The sequence below is a fragment of the Cedecea sp. NFIX57 genome (genome assembly GCF_900177785.1).
In the GTDB taxonomy this organism is placed as follows: domain Bacteria; phylum Pseudomonadota; class Gammaproteobacteria; order Enterobacterales; family Enterobacteriaceae; genus Cedecea; species Cedecea neteri_C.
Genome location: NZ_FXAS01000004.1, coordinates 227,032 through 243,030, shown reverse-complemented (window position 1 = coordinate 243,030; position 15,999 = coordinate 227,032). Strand labels below are relative to the sequence as shown.

The following is a 15,999-nucleotide window of genomic DNA, read 5'->3' as shown; positions in this document are numbered from 1 at the left end:
AAAAGGTTCGCCATTTTATGAAAACAGCCAGTCCATTCCCGGGTGGCCGACATGGTCTCGCAAAAGTGTAGCGGTATTAGGAACAGCTATTTAGCTTGACGGAAAACTGCTGAACATCGACATTACTTGCCGCACCACCTTCTACATTATTTGCCAACACAACAGGACTAAATAAACAAAGTGATAAAAACGCGGGAAGATAACTCCCTTTTCTTTTCACCGTATAATTAATCATTCCAAATTGATTTAAAATAGTCATAGGGCTACCTGCCTTTTATCCGGCACAATGGTTTATTCCATTATTTAATGTCTATAAATAAATATCTAGAACACAGACCATGTTATTTGCCAACAGTAATAAAGGCACCTGCTATTGACCGGTACCTCATGCTTAACATGCTTAACATGAAAGTTCAGATAACGCATCGTAACCTAAAGACCAGACCACTACGTAATCACTATCAAATCAGCCCCAACAATTAAGCATAGTGAGAATCCAGGCACACCTAAAAAGAACTTAATTAAAACCATTAAGGCCAAATGATGCGCCCCTCAGGGCTTCATTAACATTTGATCATCTAATTTATCACACACACTTAAAATCAATTTAATTTTAAGCAAGAGATTATTAATTCATTAAAAACATTAACAGTTTAACAAAGCCACTTGAAAAAATAAAAACACATAGCAAAACTCATTGCATTATCTCACCAGATATACAAATTTAATATTACCTGGGTAAATAAAATTCATATACAACGGCAAAGACAGCAATTAAATTTATTATCACGGTAATAAAAAACCAGCGTCTGAACGGCTGCTTCAGTGTTTTATGGCGAAAACTTTGCTGGGCCAGAATTGCCCCGGGCCAGCCGCCTGTCAGCCCAAAGAGAAGCAATGTTGCCTCCGGCACACGCTGCCAGCCTTTTATCGCAGCCAGTTTGTCACCGCCGTAAACCAGCAGAGTGAGTACATTCACCAGTACAAACCACATGATCAATGAGTAAGGCATAAACATGCTGCCCGCCGCGGTAAGCAGCAGCAGAAAATAGCAGAAAGGGTTAAGCGTCATAAGTTACCGCTGTAATAGCCGATTGAAAATAAAACGAAAGTATATCTAATTAAATTTCATGGGTCTTGTCAGGCAGCCTGGAGATCGGTGCCTCAATAAATTACAGTCATTATCATTAGCAGATTAATTATTTTATTGTAAATTAAATTTATTTATATCTTATTGATTATAGAGAGATCGCTGGTAAGCAATTGTGGCAAATGACACGCTCTTTTACTTTTCTCCACCCGCTCACACTTCACGCCGCAGTAGACTTATCGGTACCGCCATCTCCTAACGGAGCGGGCACCCAAAACGCTAATGTCAGCAGGTGAATAACATGCATAAAGCCATCAAAATGCTGCTTGCCAGCTCGATTTGCTTGCCTTTATTCGCCGTAGCGGCCGACCCCGTCATTCCCTGGGCCGACAACAGCGGTGGAACCGAAAGCCAGCACATTGCCGCCATGGGGCAAAACCTTAACGGTCAGCATCAGGCCATCGGCAAAACGCAGGAAGGCGTCTGGGCGGATAACAGCGGCTCGATAAGCGCTGACGAACAGGCACTAAGCAGCAACAAACCCGCCTTTGCCGGTGATCCAAAACTTATGCCTCATCAGGGCTAACCACGCGGCACGGGGCCTCGCGCCCTGAGCCTTAAAACCGCAGCCCCCAGCCCTCAATCACGCCCGGCAGCTGTGAAAGCAAATAGAGCACCAGCCCGACCGAGCCCCCCACCAGCGTGCCGTTAATGCGAATAAACTGCAGATCTTTGCCGATGTTGAGTTCAATCTGCCGCGACATGTCTTTTGCATCCCAGCTTTTCACCGTGTCGCTAATGTGCCGGGTGAGAAACGCAGAGAAGTCCGGCGCAATATGACGGGCAGCCTGCTCAAGGTGCTCATTCAGCGACGTCCGGAGCGAAGCATCGGCCGTTAGCGTTTCTCCGAGCCACTGCCCCGCTTCGGCAATGCGCTTTTGCACCCGCGAATCATCGCTGGCAATATCTGTTTTTAGCCAGCCCCGCAGGTCATTCCAAAGCTCGCCGAGGTAGAGATTAAATTTCTCATCCTCTTTCAGATAACTTTTGATCGTTTCCGCTTTGGCGGCCATTTCCGGGTCATTTTTCAGACTATCGATAAGCCGCTGTACGGCACGGTCAAACGCCCGGCGAAGCTGGTGCGTTTTGTCCTGACTCACGTCGTCCAGCAGAGAATTCACGGCGTCGGATACCAGCTCTGCGCTTTGCTCTCCCAGCCATTCGGTAGGCAGCACCCTGGCCTTAACCGGGTGCTCGGTTTCCAGCCAGCGGACGATCTGGCGGGCAATAAATTCCCGGCTGGCCGGTTTTTCCAGCAGCGCCAGCAGTTGCGCGATCACCGAGTCGAGCAACGCCTGATGGCGGTTATTTTTGGTCAAACTTTCCAGCAATAGCGCGCTGGAATAGCTGAGATCGACTTTATCAATGGCCTTGTGCACCGCCCGGCGAATCAGCCCCTGAATCCGCATGTCATCGGTAAGAGACAGCCACGCTTCCATCACCTTGAGCATGTGCCGCCCTACCAGCTGAGCATTTTCGGGCTGCCGGAACCAGGTCCCCATCATCTGCGCCGGCTCGTGGCGACGAATCAGGTCAACCAACGACTGGGTGTCCAGAAACTTTTCCTGCACAAACTTGCCAAGATTCTCGCCGATACGATCTTTATTACGCGGGATAATGGCCGTATGCCGGGCAATAAACGGGATGGGTACCCGACGAAACAGCGCCACTACCGCAAACCAGTCCGCCAGGGCGCCGACCATCGCCGCTTCAGAAATCGCTTTCAGGCCGCTGACCCAGAAACTGGGTGGCAAAAATAAGGTCACGACAAACGTTGCCGCAGCAATCAGCAAAAGTGAGAGCGCCAGCCGTTTGGCGCGCTTTAATTCGGTGAGTTTTTCCATTACTTAAGCGTAGCGCCCGTCTCTGCCACCAGCCAGTCATGGAACAGAGTAACCTCCGGGCGTCGGCTGGAGCGTTCTGAACGCACGATAAAATAGGACCAGGTCAGCGGCCATTTGTGCTGTGGGAAAAGCTGGCGCAGTTGCCCCAGGTCGATCAGTTGCTGGACCAGCGCTTTGCGCACAACTGCCACACCACGCCCGCTTAGGGCAGCCAGAATAACGGCCGACGTAGAGTTAATGTGCAGGCCATTTTGCTCGCACAACGGTACGCCGATGTCCTGAGAAATCGTTTCCCAGTCCGGGAAGTTCGCCCCGGGATGCGGCGTGTCATCGTAGATAAGCTTCTGTTTCGACAGCCAGTCCGCTTCGGTGACGCCGGTCAGCAACTGCGGGCTGCAAACAATTACCGCCTCCTCATCCATTAACCACGTTGACTGCAATCCTGGCCAGTTACCGGGGCCGCAGCGAATGCCGACATCGGCCTCGCCGTGCAGCACATCGGTCAGTTTTTCCGTGACGTTAAGGCGCAGGTCAATGTTGTCATGCTGCTCGGAAAAGCGGTTGAGGCGCTCCATCAGCCAGTTCATCATCAATACCTGAGAAGCGGTAATCACCACCACGGCGCGGGCTCTGGCACCGCGCAGCTTATTCAGCCCCTGCTCCAGACTGTCCAGCCCAACGGTAATGTCCTGCAGCGCCTCCTTTGCTTCCTCCACCAGCGTAAGTCTTTCTTTCCCGCTGCGCGTGCGGTGCAACAGCGGATGGCCGACCCACTCTTCCAGGGAACGAACAAGCTGCCCCACGGCGGCGGGTGTTACGCCCAGCTCTTCTGCCGCACCGGTAAAACTGCCGTGGCGCGCCGTGGCTTCAAAGGCGTGCAGCCATTTCAGGCGATTCAGCGATCTCATCTTTTCTCTTCGACAAAGGACGACATACCGACAAGATAGTTTTTCTTTCTCGATATGCAAGTTCTTATGCTTCGTCAGGCCCAAATGGTTTTGGCATTCTGTCACCATTCCGAAGCGCCACGCAGGCAGCTTCATCTTTTTAAGCAAAGAGAAACGAGGTCATCATGTCTACATCATTCGCAGGTAAGAAACTTTTAGTTGTTGGCGGCACCAGCGGTATGGGTCTGGAAAGTGCTCGTCAGGTGCTGGAAAACGGCGGGAAAGTTGTACTGGTCGGGAATCGCGCGGAGAAAGCCGAACAGGCACGCCAGGCGCTGTCTGCCCTCGGTGAAGTCTCCGTCATCGTCGCGGACCTGATGAGCAGCGAAGGAATGCACAAAGTGATGGACGTGATTAACGCCGAGCACCGCGACATCAGCCTGCTGGTGAACGCCGCCGGGGTCTTCTTCCCGAAAGCCTTTACCGAACACGAAGAAGCGGATTACGACATGTACATGAACATCAACCGCGCGACCTTCTTCATTACCCGCGAAGTGGTGAAAAACATGGTTACCGCCGGAATCAAAGGCTCAATCGTCAACATCGGTTCCATGTGGGCGCAGCAGGCCATCGGCGCCACGCCTTCTTCCGCCTACTCGATGGCGAAAGCCGGTTTGCATGCGCTGACGAAGAACCTTGCTATTGAACTGGGTTCGCACGGTATCCGCGTCAATGCGGTTTCACCGGCGGTGGTGCATACGCCAATTTATGAAGGCTTCATTCCTAAAGAAGATGTGGCGGGCGTGATGGGCAGCTTTGATAGCTTCCACCCAATTGGCCGAGTCGGCACCCCACGCGACGTTGCCGAAGTGGTTAGCTTCCTGCTGTCCGAGAATACCACCTGGGTGACAGGCGCGTTGTGGGATGTTGACGGTGGCGTGATGGCGGGTCGCAACTAAAACACCCATCCGGTAAAACAGAAAAAGCGCCTCAAAGGCGCTTTTTTACTATCAAGTCGGTCATTACTGAGCAAATGTTTTGCAATTATCCGCGTTGAGAATTAACCCCAGTCGGCTGGCAGCAACCTGGTTTTCAGTGTGTGTACCGGCAAAGGCAAAGCCCTTTTTAACCAGGTTAACGGTGTAATACTTGTTGTACATAAACGCCCAAACGATCATCGCGATCATTGAGCCAATGCCTGCAGTAAAGACCCCCAAAATCAACAGCACAACAAATATGCCGATGAAGGTAATGAAGTCCTTACGGAACAGCGCAGGGAAAGAGCCAAAAAACAGTGTAGTCCATGAAAAACCATAGAACCCCGTAACTGTTTCACCAGTGCGGGCATTCTGCATCAGGATTTTTGTAGCCATCCAGAATTATCCTCGGTATTGATTTGATATTTTTTTACGCCCAGCAAAGCTGCCAGGCCGACATATAATACAAATAATTGTACCCATTTTGGTAGTCACTAATTTAAGCGGTATAAATGAATATAGCGGTCGCAAACTCGGGAAAATTAAACTGATTTTCCCATCACTTAGTGCCAGGATGAATCAAACGTAACCCAAAGGAGATGAACGATGTATAAAACCATCTTAATGCCGGTGGATGTTTTTGAAATGGAGCTCACGGATAAAGCCATTCGCCATGCGGAATATCTGGCGAAAGAGTCTGAGGGCACAATCCACCTTCTGTACGTTCTGCCTAAATCCCCGCTGTTTAATACTCACGGTTTTTCCTCTGACATCCGTAAATTCGACGAGTACCTGAAGAAAAACGCCGAAGAAAAGATGGAAGAATTGCGCGGGCACTTCTCACTGCCTAAAGAACGCGTGGTGCTGGAGATTCGCTACGGCTCGGTGCGGGATGAAGTGAACGAAGTCGCGCAGGACATTCATGCGGATGTCATTATTGTTGGCTCGAAGAACCCGTCTATTTCCACTCATCTGCTCGGATCTAACGCCTCCAGTATTATTCGTCACGCCCGCTTCCCGGTCTTTGTTGTTCGGTAAGGTGCAAATAAATAGCCTGCTTTTGCAGGCTATTTTCCCTCGCATTACATCACGCTTCCCCAGACTAAATTGCCCTGATGGAAGGTCGCGGTACGCGGCGAAATACGCGCCACCGCTTCCGCTGAGCATGATGCATCCACCAGCACAAAGCTCGCCTCATCCTGCGCCTTCGGCCAAACCTGTTTACCTTTATCATCCAGCGGCAAAACATTGCCGGTGGCAATCGCCAGCGAACGCGACAGGCTAAGCTCGCTCGGGCGAACGTAGAGCTGCGCATACAGGTTAGCTTTTTCCAGCATGTCGCCCAGCCCGTACGGCGACCAGTGATCGATCACGCTGTCGGTGCCAGTCATCACCAGCACGCCTTTTTGCTGGAGCTGCTTCAGCGGCATATGCAAAGTTCCGATGGGCACGGTAGAAGCGAGGCAGATCTGCTGGGCAGCCATGCGCGTGGCAATATCATCCACCTGCTGCGGCGTAAGGGTGGCCAGCGCAAAGCCATGGCTGATGGTAAGTTTGCCTTTAAGCTGCGGGGTTTTCTCAACCATTTCCACCATGTAATTCACCGCCGCCACGCCCGCCGGGCTGGTTTCATGCAGGTGAATATCCACGCCTTTGTCGTAATCAAGCGCTATCTGGAACATGGTATCGAGCGACTTCTCCATCGCGCCATCCACGTTGGTTGGGTCCAGGCCACCGACGTAGTGCGCCCCCGCCTGCATCGCTTCCCGCATCAGCGGTTCAGATTTTGAAAGCAGCAAACCGTGCTGCGGAAACGCCACGATTTCACAGTTCAGGCCTGACTTTCTCTCTGCCAGCACCGCCTGCAGGTTCTCAAGGTTTTTCAGCCCGGAAACCGGCTCAATGTTGCAGTGACTGCGGGCAATGGTCGACCCTTTGGACTGGATAAGATCGATAAGCTTTCCGGCGCGTTCTCGGGTGTAGGGCTGCAACTCCGGCAGAATTTTACGCTCGTAAGCAATCATATCCATGATGGTGGTGCCTTCCGGGCGGTTATGTACCTGCCACGGGCCGCCATAGAACGTCTTGTCCAGGTGGATGTGCATATCGCGCATCGCCGGCAGCAACAGCTTACTCCCGGCGTCATAACTATGCAGCGTGCCGTCAGGGTGCGATTTATTGGCGCGAACTGCCGCAATTATTCCGTCTTTGATTTCTAACGTATGCAGTTCGGTGCGGGTACTGACGGCGGTTTCGCCTTCGTAATTAAACCCGGTTTCCAGCAGCACATTGTCGAGGTAATAGTGTTTATCGCTGATGGCATTCATTTGGCGGCTGCTCTCACTGGCAGTTGTAGGTGTTTTAGCGGCCCAGGCTGCGGTGCCGCTCGCCCCAAACAGCGCACAGGCGGCGGCAACTTTGCCGCTTCCGCTGATAAAGTCGCGACGGCTTTTTTCAATCTCAGTCATTATTATTTTTCTACCCAGAGTGTGATGGTGGTTGTCAGGAATACAGCGGCTATGCGCCCGCGTCTCTCAGCAGCTGAGCGATTTCGCGGTAGCCTTTTTCTTCGGCGAGCTCAAGCGGCGTTTTGCCGTATTTATCCGTCATATGCGGGTTGGCACCGTTTTCCAGCAGCAGCGAGACAATCTCCTGCTGCTTTTTGCCGCCGTCGTTCAGCACGATGGCCTCAAGCAGCGGTGTCCAGCCGAGGAAGTTGGTGTGGTTGACGTTAATCTCGGTGTGCGCCAGCAGCTCGCGCACAATCTCGACGTGGCCTTTCTCACTGGCAGGCGTAATGCCTACCCCGCCGAAACGCGTTAAGCGAGTCAGGTCAGGATTAGCGGGTAGCAACAGGCGCAACAGCTTGAGATCGTTATTCAGGCAGCTAATCAGGAAGGGGTTAAAACAGGTTTCATCCTGCTGATTAACGTCCGCGCCTGCGTCAATCAACAGCGCCACGCAGTCGTATTTTTGCTTCAGGCTGGCAAGGGTTATCGCCGTTCTGCCCTGCCGGTTGCTGGCGTTAATATCCACGCCCTGCGCCAGGCATGCTTTCAGCGTTGACACGTCCCCGTTCAAAGCCGCCGTCAAAAACCCGGTTATCAGCTCGTTGTCAGACATCATGTTCTCCTGTCGTTCGCGGTTATGGCCGAAATTCGAGAATAACAACGCCCTGGCGGGAAAAACATCCGCTTAAAAAAGATTCATCGCTGATGCCGCTATTGTTGAATGTGTTTTAATAATTCTTTTCAAAATGTGTCAAACTCCCCCGCATCGCGCGTCATCGAAGGGAGCACGGAATGAACTCCATCTTTACCGAAGAAAACCTGCAGGCCTTTACCTGTGCCGCCCGCTACGGCAGCTTCAGCCGTGCCGCCGAAGAGCTGGGTGTAACCACCTCCGCTATCAGCTACACCATAAAGCGTATGGAGACCTGGCTCGATGCACCGCTGTTTATCCGCAACACCCGCAGCATTGAGCTGACCGAATCCGGGATCTATCTCTACCGCAAGGCCAGCGACTTATTGAATGATTTTCAAGGGATCCGGCTGGGCATTGAGACCATTTCGCAGGGCATCGAAGCGAAAGTCAGGATTTGCATTAACCATCTGCTGTACACGCCTCACCATACGGCCAGACTGCTGAATATTTTGAAAAAGCAGTTCCCCGGCTGCCAGATTGCCATCACCACTGAGGTGTACAACGGCGTCTGGGATGCGATGCTCAACAATCAGGTGAATATTGCTATCGGCGCGCCCGATGCCCTGCTGGGCGGGGGTGGCATTGATTATACGGAGATTGGCGTCATTCACTGGGCGTTCGCGGTCGCGCCAGATCACCCCCTCGCCACGGCACAGGAACCCATCCCTGAAAGCCAGCTCAGGCTTTACCCGAATATCATGGTGGAAGATACGGCCTCTACCCTTAATAAAAAAGTGGGCTGGCTGCTGCACGGTCAGGAAACCGTGGTGGTGCCGGACTTCCCGACCAAATGTCAGTGCCAGATCCTAGGCGACGGCATCGGTTTTTTGCCGGATTACATGGCGCGTAGCGAGGTAGAAAACGGCCTGCTGACGATCCGCCAGGTCCACAACCCACGCCAGCATTCCCGCATGTTGCTTGCCACGCAGCACGCGGCGACGGGCCAGGTTACCCGCTGGATCAAACAGCAATTTCGCCCCGGCGGCGTGCTCGCAGAGCTGTATCAGGACTTGATGCACCAGGCCTGACCTCTCCCACCTATTTTACCCGGGTATAATTGACAACGTTAGCGCCTCCCGATAGGCTACTATTTTTACCCGGATAAAATAGGTATCCTACATGCCCCCAGTCACTCTTACCGCCTTTATGCAGCGGCAGCAGATTGCCCATGGCAACCTGAGCGAACTGCTGCAGCAAATAAAAGCCACGCCAATCGGCAACGAGCCGGTGTTTATCTTCAATGACCAGACCGGCAAACGGCTGGATATCCACGTGCAAGGGGATGAAGCCAGCGCGATTGCGGCTTACCCGGAGCTGGCCGAAGGGCCAACCGAAGAAGCGACAGCCGTTAAAACTCGCGGCAGACCAAAACTTGGCGTAGCGGCGAAGGAAGTCACCCTGCTGCCGCGCCACTGGGAGTGGCTGGCCACGCAGCCGGGCGGCGCCTCCGCAACGTTACGTCGACTGATCGAACAGGCCAGAAAAGCCAGCGAACCGGCGGACAGCAAGCGCCGCAGGCACGAAAGCGCCTACCAGTTTATGCACGAGGTGGCGGGCGATCTGCCGGAGTACGAAACTTGCCTGCGCGCGCTATTCGCTGATGACGAAGTGGCCTTCAATGCCGCGATGGAAGGCTGGCCGCAGGATATTCGCCGCTATGCGGCAACGTTAGCTTTTGGCAAGCAGGAGTCCCAAAAATGACTGAAACAATAAACAAAAAAGATCTTAAGCAGAGCTATAAAGACAGCCCGACAACAGCGGGCATCTATTTGATCGCCAATACGCAAACTGGCCACAAGCTGCTCGCCAGCGCCGCAAACGCACAGGGCGTGTTAAACCGCCATCTGTTTGAACTCAAGTTCGGGCAGCACCGCAATAAGGCGCTGCAGCAGGCCTGGAACCAGTATGGCGAGCCCGCTTTTGAGTTCACCGTGCTTGAAAAGGTCAAACCGGATGAGCAAAACGTTAAAGCCGCGCTGGAAAACCTGCTGGAAGCCTGGCAGCAAAAACTGAGGATCGCCCATGAATACAGCTACTAACCTGCCGGTCTCGCTCTACTTCGACGCATTCGGTACTAAGCAAAACCCGGCCATAGCACTGCTACCGGGGCTGGGAAGCCAGAGCATCAGTTGGTCACAGCGTTTTTGCCAGCGGCTGGCCGACGCAGGTTTCTATGTTTTACGGGTCGATAATCGCGACTGCGGGCTGTCTCCCACGTTAAACCACGCGGGCGTGCCCGACCTGCAGGCACTCTCCCAGGGCCAAAGGATCCCCATCGCCTATACGCTCCGGGACATGGCGGCGGACGTTGCGCTCACACTGGACAACGCCGGTATTTCAGCAGCGCACATCGTTGGCCGTTCCATGGGCGGCATGATTGCCCAGCTGTTTGCCGTGCAATATCCGCAAAAAACGCGGTCTCTGTGCGCCATCATGTCCAGCACAGGGAATCCTCAGCTCCCGCCTCCGGCTCCCGATGTGATGGCAATGCTAATGGGGCCGAAGCCGGATCCGCATTCGCACCAAAGCGCCTGGCTTGAGCAGCAGCTCACGTTCTTCAGGCGCATTGCCTCAACGCACCTCCCGTTTGACGAGGAGTATTACACCGCGCTGTTAAAAACCTCGCTGGTACGCGCCAGTTCAATGCCCGGCATGCTGCGCCAGATTGCGGCGATGGCGGCCAGTGGCGATCTTCGCCAGGAGATAAAACGAATAGCGGCGTCCACGCTAGTGATCCACGGCACTCAAGATCCGCTCTTCCCAGTAGAAGCCGGGCAGGACATTGCAAAGACGATCCCCGCCGCAAAATTGCAGCTCATTGAAGGCATGGGGCATGAAATTCCTCCTGCGCTGGAAGAAGAAGTGGCTTCCCTGCTTCTCGCTCATTTTGCGGCCGGGAAATAACAGGAATAATTATGGTCACGTCCTCAAACGCGACGCCTTACCTGCAGCCTACCCCGCATGCCGGGCGACATTTTGTTATGAAACAAATATCCGGGGAGGTTTATATGCTCAACCTCCTGCGTTTTCGGGAAGTAGCGGATTACTCAACCACGCCGGAATTAATGCCTCTTAGCCCGATTAGCGGCGCGGAAGCTTTTCAGCGCTATATACAGCACACGCTGCCGTTTTTACATAAAAGCGGCGGAGATATTATTTTCCTTGGTGCCGCTGACAGCTGGCTGATTGGCCCGCAGGATGAACGCTGGGACTGCGCCATGCTCGTGCGGCAGAGCAGTGCGGGAGCTTTTCTGGCCTTTGTGGATAATGAGGCTTATCTCCAGGGGATTGGCCATCGCACGGCGGCACTGGAGGATTCTCGTCTGCTGCCGATGACACAGCGTGATTCCTTATTATAGATAAAGGCTTATAGATAAAATGGGTATGGTCAGCGTGAAACAGGTTAATTACAATTATTCACAGAAATTATTTATCGCTAACAAATAAACGCTTTTTAAATTAAATAGCAATTCATGCGCTTGTAAATTGAATTAATTGCCAATCTGTTATCAATATGAAATTAATTAGCACTCACCTGCCGACCAATAAATTTATTTAGGGGTTAATTCTGATGTCAGAAATTATTTCAACAGCTATTACTTATCAAGTCGAGAATCAAACCTTTGAAGGCGCGCTGGTCTACCAGGAAAATCAAAGCGCTGCGCGGCCAGGCATCCTGATTGCCCCCAACTGGATGGGCGTCAGCGCCGGAGCGGTTGAACAGGCCAAAGGGATCGCCGCTCAGGGCTACGTCGTACTGGTTGCCGATCTTTACGGCCAGGGCAAGCGCCCGACCAACGCCGATGAAGCCGGTGCCCTGATGATGGGCGTGAAAGACACTCCAGCGGAAGTAGGCCGTATGCAGGCCGCGCTGGACACGCTTGCTACGCAGGAAATCGCAGCCGTCGACGGCAACAAACTGGCGGTAGCGGGCTTCTGCTTCGGCGGGCACTGCGCGCTTGATTTGGCAAGAAGCGGCGCGGATATCAAAGCAGCGATTTCTTTCCACGGCACGCTGGATACCCTGAAAACCCACGCTGCAGGCGAGATCAAAGCGTCGATTCTGGTGCTGGACGGCGCGGAAGATCCGCTTGTGCCGCGCGAACAGCTGAGCAAGTTTGTCAGCGAAATGAACGCCGCATCGGTAGACTGGCAGCTGGTGAGCTACGCCGGTGCCGTACATTCATTCACTGACCCAGGCGCGAATGTTGAAGGCGTGGCGAAATACCACCCGGAAGTGTCGAAACGCGCTTTCACCCAGATGTACACCCTGCTGCAAAATGTTTTTAACTGATGATAATGGCCTCTGTTCGCAGGGGCCGCTTTTTTACCCTTTCTCAAATGGTTTACACCCGGGTACACTTTCCCGGACAATAGCCTTTTAACCTCAGGCTAACAACGTCATGAACCATCCACATCAAGCGCTGTTGAGCGCGGGCGGCATTTTGCTGCTGGCCTTTCTGTCATGCCTGCTGCTCCCGGCCCCGGCGTTAACGCTGACTCTGGCGCAAAAGCTTATCGACACTTTCCACCTGGTCGATCTCAGCCAGCTTTACGTGATCCTGTTCTGCATCTGGTTCCTTGCTTTGGGCACCGTTGAATATTACCTGCTGCGTTTTATCTGGCGCCGTTGGTTCTCGATCACCCGCATCTGACTCAAAGCCCGCAGCGTGCCGTTTCCTCGATAAACGGCATCGCCTCTGACAACATTGTTTTACTCCCCTTGCCCCTTCCCCTGCCACACGCCGGTGTTATCTCCGCCAAATAACCTCTAATACTAAAGGGGTAATCCTCTACCCAATGTTTATCGAATTGATTTCACGCAATATCTGAATGGCTATAGCTGCTATTTTCGCCCGCACTAAAAACGTCGTAACAATGAGGTGACGATGAACGTCAGTCGCAGGAAGTTTTTCAAAATCTGCGCCGGCGGAATGGCAGGTACAACGGCGGCGGTGCTGGGCTTTGTCCCAAAAGCCGCGCTGGCGGAAACGCGCAACTACAAGCTGCTGCGTGCAAAAGAGACGCGCAATAGCTGTACTTACTGTTCTGTTGGCTGTGGTTTATTGATGTATAGCCTCGGAGATGGCTCGAAAAACGCCAAATCCAGCATTTTTCATATCGAAGGCGACCCGGATCATCCGGTCAACCGCGGCGCGCTGTGCCCAAAAGGCGCGGGGCTGCTCGACTACATTCACAGCGATAATCGCCTGCGCTACCCGGAATACCGCGCGCCTGGGTCAGACAAATGGCAGCGCATCAGCTGGGACGAGGCGTTCTCCCGCATTGCCCGCCTGATGAAAGACGATCGCGACGCCAACTTCATTGAGAAAAATGAACAAGACGTGACGGTTAACCGCTGGCTTTCCACCGGGATGCTGTGCGCCTCGGCGGCCAGCAACGAAACCGGCATGTTAACCCAGAAGTTTGCCCGCTCGCTGGGCATGCTGGCGGTAGATAACCAGGCGCGCGTCTGACACGGACCAACGGTAGCAAGTCTTGCTCCAACATTTGGTCGCGGTGCGATGACCAACCACTGGGTTGATATCAAAAACGCCAACGTGGTGATGGTGATGGGCGGCAACGCCGCTGAAGCCCACCCGGTTGGTTTCCGCTGGGCGATGGAAGCCAAAAACAACAACGACGCCACGCTGATTGTGGTCGATCCGCGCTTCACCCGTACGGCATCGGTAGCAGATATCTATGCACCTATCCGCTCCGGCACCGACATTACCTTCCTGTCGGGCGTGATTCTGTACCTGATTTCCAACAACAAAATCAACGCTGAGTACGTCAAACACTACACCAACGCGGCCCTGCTGGTGCGCGAGGACTTTGGCTTCGAAGACGGCCTGTTCAGCGGCTACGACGAAGAAAAGCGCCAGTACGATAAAACCACCTGGAACTATCAGTTCGACGAAAATGGCTTTGCGAAGCGAGATGACACGCTAACCGACCCGCGCTGCGTCTGGAACCTGCTCAAAGAGCACGTTGCCCGCTACACGCCGGACGTGGTCGAGCATATCTGCGGCACGCCGCAGGCCGATTTCCTCAAAGTCTGCGAAGTGCTGGCCTCGACCAGCGCGGTCGATCGCACCACCACATTCCTGTACGCACTGGGCTGGACTCAGCACACCGTGGGCGCGCAGAACATCCGCACCATGGCGATGATCCAACTGCTGTTGGGCAACATGGGGATGGCGGGCGGCGGCGTCAATGCGCTGCGTGGCCACTCCAACATTCAGGGCCTGACCGACCTCGGCCTGTTGTCCACCAGCCTGCCGGGCTATCTCTCTTTACCGTCCGACAAGCAAACCTCGGTCGATGGCTATCTCGCCGCCAACACGCCAAAAGCGACGCTGCCGGGCCAGGTGAACTATTGGGGGAATTATCCGAAGTTCTTCGTCAGCCTGATGAAAACTTTCTACGGCGACGACGCGCAGAAAGAGAACGGCTGGGGCTTTGACTGGCTGCCGAAGTGGGATCAGGCCTACGATGTGCTGAAGTACTTCGACATGATGGATCGCAACCTCGTCACCGGCTATCTGTGTCAGGGCTTTAACCCCGTTGCCTCATTCCCGGATAAAAACAAGGTTGTCGCCAGCCTGAGCAAGCTGAAGTACATGGTGGTTATCGACCCGCTGGTGACGGAAACCTCCAACTTCTGGCAAAACCACGGCGAGATGAACGACGTTGACCCGGCGAAAATCCAGACCGAAGTGTTCCGCCTGCCGTCCACCTGCTTCGCGGAAGAAGACGGCTCGATTGCCAACTCAGGCCGCTGGCTGCAGTGGCACTGGAAAGGCGCGGATGCGCCGGGTGAAGCACTGAATGATGGGGAGATCCTGGCCGGGCTTTACCACCGGCTGCGCCAAATGTACCAGGCCGAAGGCGGCAAAGGCATTGAGCCGCTGCTGAAAATGCGCTGGCACTACGAGCAGCCCGATCATCCTGAGTCCGAAGAGGTCGCCAAAGAGAGCAACGGCTACGCGCTGGAAGATCTGTTTGACGCCAACGGCAACCTGCTGGTGAAGAAGGGCCAGTTGCTGGACTCCTTCGCACTGCTGCGGGATGACGGCTCCACCGCCTCCGGCTGCTGGATTTACGCCGGGAGCTGGACCAGCAAAGGCAACCAGATGGCAAACCGCGACAACGCCGACCCGTCAGGCCTGGGCAACACGCTGGGTTGGGCGTGGGCGTGGCCGATGAACCGTCGCGTGCTGTACAACCGCGCTTCGGCGGATCTGCAGGGCAAACCGTGGGATGCCAAACGTATGCTGATTGAGTGGAACGGCACGAAATGGGTCGGGAACGATATTCCGGACTTCAGCACCGCCGCCCCTGACAGCGGCGTCGGACCATTTATCATGCAGCAGGAAGGTTTGGGCCGTCTGTTCGCCCTCGACAAACTTGCCGAAGGGCCGTTCCCGGAGCACTACGAGCCGTTTGAAACGCCGCTGGGCACCAACCCGCTGCACCCGAACGTGGTCTCCAACCCGGCGGCGCGCCTGTACGAAGCGGACGCTAAACGCATGGGTAACAGGCAGCAGTTCCCTTATGTCGGCACCACTTATCGCCTGACTGAGCACTTCCACACCTGGACCAAGCACGCGCGGTTGAACGCCATCGTGCAGCCGGAACAGTTCGTTGAAATAAGCGAAGGGCTGGCGAAAGCGAAAGGCATTGCGCACGGCGACCGGGTGAAAGTCAGCAGCAAACGCGGCTTTATTAAAGCCGTGGCCGTGGTGACGCCGCGCCTGCAAACCCTGCGGGCGGGCGGCCAGGAAATCGAAACCATCGGCATTCCGCTGCACTGGGGCTTTGAAGGGGTGGCACGCAAGGGCTATCTTGCCAACACCCTGACGCCGTCGATAGCCGACGCCAACTCGCAAACGCCGGAGTACAAGGCGTTTCTGGTCAACATTGAGAAGGCGTAA

At 54.2% G+C, this 15,999-nt stretch carries 18 protein-coding genes; 11 read left to right on the top strand and 7 right to left on the bottom strand.

Going from position 1 to position 15,999, the window contains the following annotated elements; genetic code table 11:
- Positions 1-76 precede the first annotated feature (76 nt).
- Both B9Y90_RS26350 and B9Y90_RS05070 read right to left on the bottom strand, forming a co-directional pair.
- Positions 77-259, bottom strand: a complete 183-nt coding sequence (locus B9Y90_RS26350; RefSeq protein ID WP_139827345.1) for a hypothetical protein — start codon at positions 257-259, stop codon at positions 77-79.
- Between the two features lie 471 nt (positions 260-730).
- Positions 731-1,072, bottom strand: a complete 342-nt coding sequence (locus tag B9Y90_RS05070; RefSeq protein ID WP_085540428.1) for a DUF1294 domain-containing protein — start codon at positions 1,070-1,072, stop codon at positions 731-733.
- Positions 1,073-1,391: 319 nt separating this feature from the next.
- Here B9Y90_RS05070 and B9Y90_RS05065 point away from each other — a divergent pair, with 319 nt between their 5' ends.
- On the top strand, positions 1,392-1,676 hold the full coding sequence (locus tag B9Y90_RS05065; RefSeq protein ID WP_085540427.1) for a hypothetical protein: 285 nt from the start codon (positions 1,392-1,394) through the stop codon (positions 1,674-1,676).
- A 31-nt stretch (positions 1,677-1,707) separates the two neighbouring features.
- On the opposite strand, the gene B9Y90_RS05060 is transcribed toward B9Y90_RS05065, so the two are convergent.
- Both B9Y90_RS05060 and B9Y90_RS05055 read right to left on the bottom strand, forming a co-directional pair.
- The gene (locus tag B9Y90_RS05060) at positions 1,708-2,994 is read right to left on the bottom strand and encodes a DUF445 domain-containing protein (protein ID WP_085540426.1); all 1,287 of its coding nucleotides are present in this window, start codon (positions 2,992-2,994) and stop codon (positions 1,708-1,710) included.
- A complete protein-coding gene (locus B9Y90_RS05055; protein ID WP_085540425.1) occupies positions 2,994-3,902 on the bottom strand; it encodes a LysR substrate-binding domain-containing protein in 909 nt (302 codons plus the stop codon). The genes B9Y90_RS05060 and B9Y90_RS05055 overlap by 1 nt, the downstream gene beginning before the upstream one ends.
- 164 nt (positions 3,903-4,066) lie before the next feature.
- Between B9Y90_RS05055 and B9Y90_RS05050 the strand changes: the two genes are divergently transcribed.
- Positions 4,067-4,840 carry an SDR family NAD(P)-dependent oxidoreductase gene (locus tag B9Y90_RS05050; RefSeq protein WP_085540424.1) on the top strand — a complete coding sequence of 258 codons (774 nt, stop codon included), beginning with the start codon at positions 4,067-4,069 and terminating at the stop codon, positions 4,838-4,840.
- A 63-nt stretch (positions 4,841-4,903) separates the two neighbouring features.
- Here B9Y90_RS05050 and B9Y90_RS05045 read toward each other — a convergent pair whose 3' ends face one another.
- On the bottom strand, positions 4,904-5,254 hold the full coding sequence (locus tag B9Y90_RS05045) for a hypothetical protein (protein WP_039290906.1): 351 nt from the start codon (positions 5,252-5,254) through the stop codon (positions 4,904-4,906).
- Positions 5,255-5,464: 210 nt separating this feature from the next.
- Here B9Y90_RS05045 and uspG point away from each other — a divergent pair, with 210 nt between their 5' ends.
- On the top strand, positions 5,465-5,896 hold the full coding sequence (gene uspG / locus B9Y90_RS05040; protein WP_008455928.1) for a universal stress protein UspG: 432 nt from the start codon (positions 5,465-5,467) through the stop codon (positions 5,894-5,896).
- A gap of 44 nt (positions 5,897-5,940) precedes the next feature.
- On the opposite strand, the gene B9Y90_RS05035 is transcribed toward uspG, so the two are convergent.
- Positions 5,941-7,326, bottom strand: a complete 1,386-nt coding sequence (locus B9Y90_RS05035; protein WP_085540423.1) for an amidohydrolase family protein — start codon at positions 7,324-7,326, stop codon at positions 5,941-5,943.
- Positions 7,327-7,375: 49 nt separating this feature from the next.
- A complete protein-coding gene (locus B9Y90_RS05030) occupies positions 7,376-7,981 on the bottom strand; it encodes an ankyrin repeat domain-containing protein (RefSeq protein ID WP_085540422.1) in 606 nt (201 codons plus the stop codon).
- Positions 7,982-8,160: 179 nt separating this feature from the next.
- On the opposite strand from B9Y90_RS05030, the gene B9Y90_RS05025 reads away from it, so the two are divergent.
- The 8 genes from B9Y90_RS05025 (at position 8,161) to fdnG (ending at position 15,999) form a co-directional block, all read left to right on the top strand.
- Entirely contained in the window at positions 8,161-9,090 is a 930-nt protein-coding gene (locus tag B9Y90_RS05025; RefSeq protein WP_085540421.1) for a LysR substrate-binding domain-containing protein, read from the top strand.
- A gap of 91 nt (positions 9,091-9,181) precedes the next feature.
- Complete coding sequence (locus tag B9Y90_RS05020; RefSeq protein ID WP_085540420.1) at positions 9,182-9,763, top strand: DUF2239 family protein; 582 nt, start codon at positions 9,182-9,184, stop codon at positions 9,761-9,763.
- A complete protein-coding gene (locus B9Y90_RS05015; RefSeq protein ID WP_085540419.1) occupies positions 9,760-10,101 on the top strand; it encodes a GIY-YIG nuclease family protein in 342 nt (113 codons plus the stop codon). The genes B9Y90_RS05020 and B9Y90_RS05015 overlap by 4 nt, the downstream gene beginning before the upstream one ends.
- Positions 10,085-10,966, top strand: a complete 882-nt coding sequence (locus B9Y90_RS05010) for an alpha/beta fold hydrolase (RefSeq protein ID WP_085540418.1) — start codon at positions 10,085-10,087, stop codon at positions 10,964-10,966. Before B9Y90_RS05015 ends, B9Y90_RS05010 begins: the two co-directional genes overlap by 17 nt.
- Before the next feature lie 11 nt (positions 10,967-10,977).
- On the top strand, positions 10,978-11,421 hold the full coding sequence (locus B9Y90_RS05005; protein WP_085540417.1) for a DUF1330 domain-containing protein: 444 nt from the start codon (positions 10,978-10,980) through the stop codon (positions 11,419-11,421).
- 212 nt (positions 11,422-11,633) lie between these two features.
- Positions 11,634-12,356: a dienelactone hydrolase family protein gene (locus B9Y90_RS05000; protein WP_085540416.1), complete on the top strand. Its 723-nt coding sequence runs from the start codon at positions 11,634-11,636 to the stop codon at positions 12,354-12,356.
- A 109-nt stretch (positions 12,357-12,465) separates the two neighbouring features.
- Positions 12,466-12,717, top strand: a complete 252-nt coding sequence (locus tag B9Y90_RS04995) for a DUF1158 family protein (protein WP_039290884.1) — start codon at positions 12,466-12,468, stop codon at positions 12,715-12,717.
- A gap of 234 nt (positions 12,718-12,951) precedes the next feature.
- The gene (gene fdnG, locus B9Y90_RS04985; protein WP_139827344.1) at positions 12,952-15,999 is read left to right on the top strand and encodes a formate dehydrogenase-N subunit alpha; all 3,048 of its coding nucleotides are present in this window, start codon (positions 12,952-12,954) and stop codon (positions 15,997-15,999) included.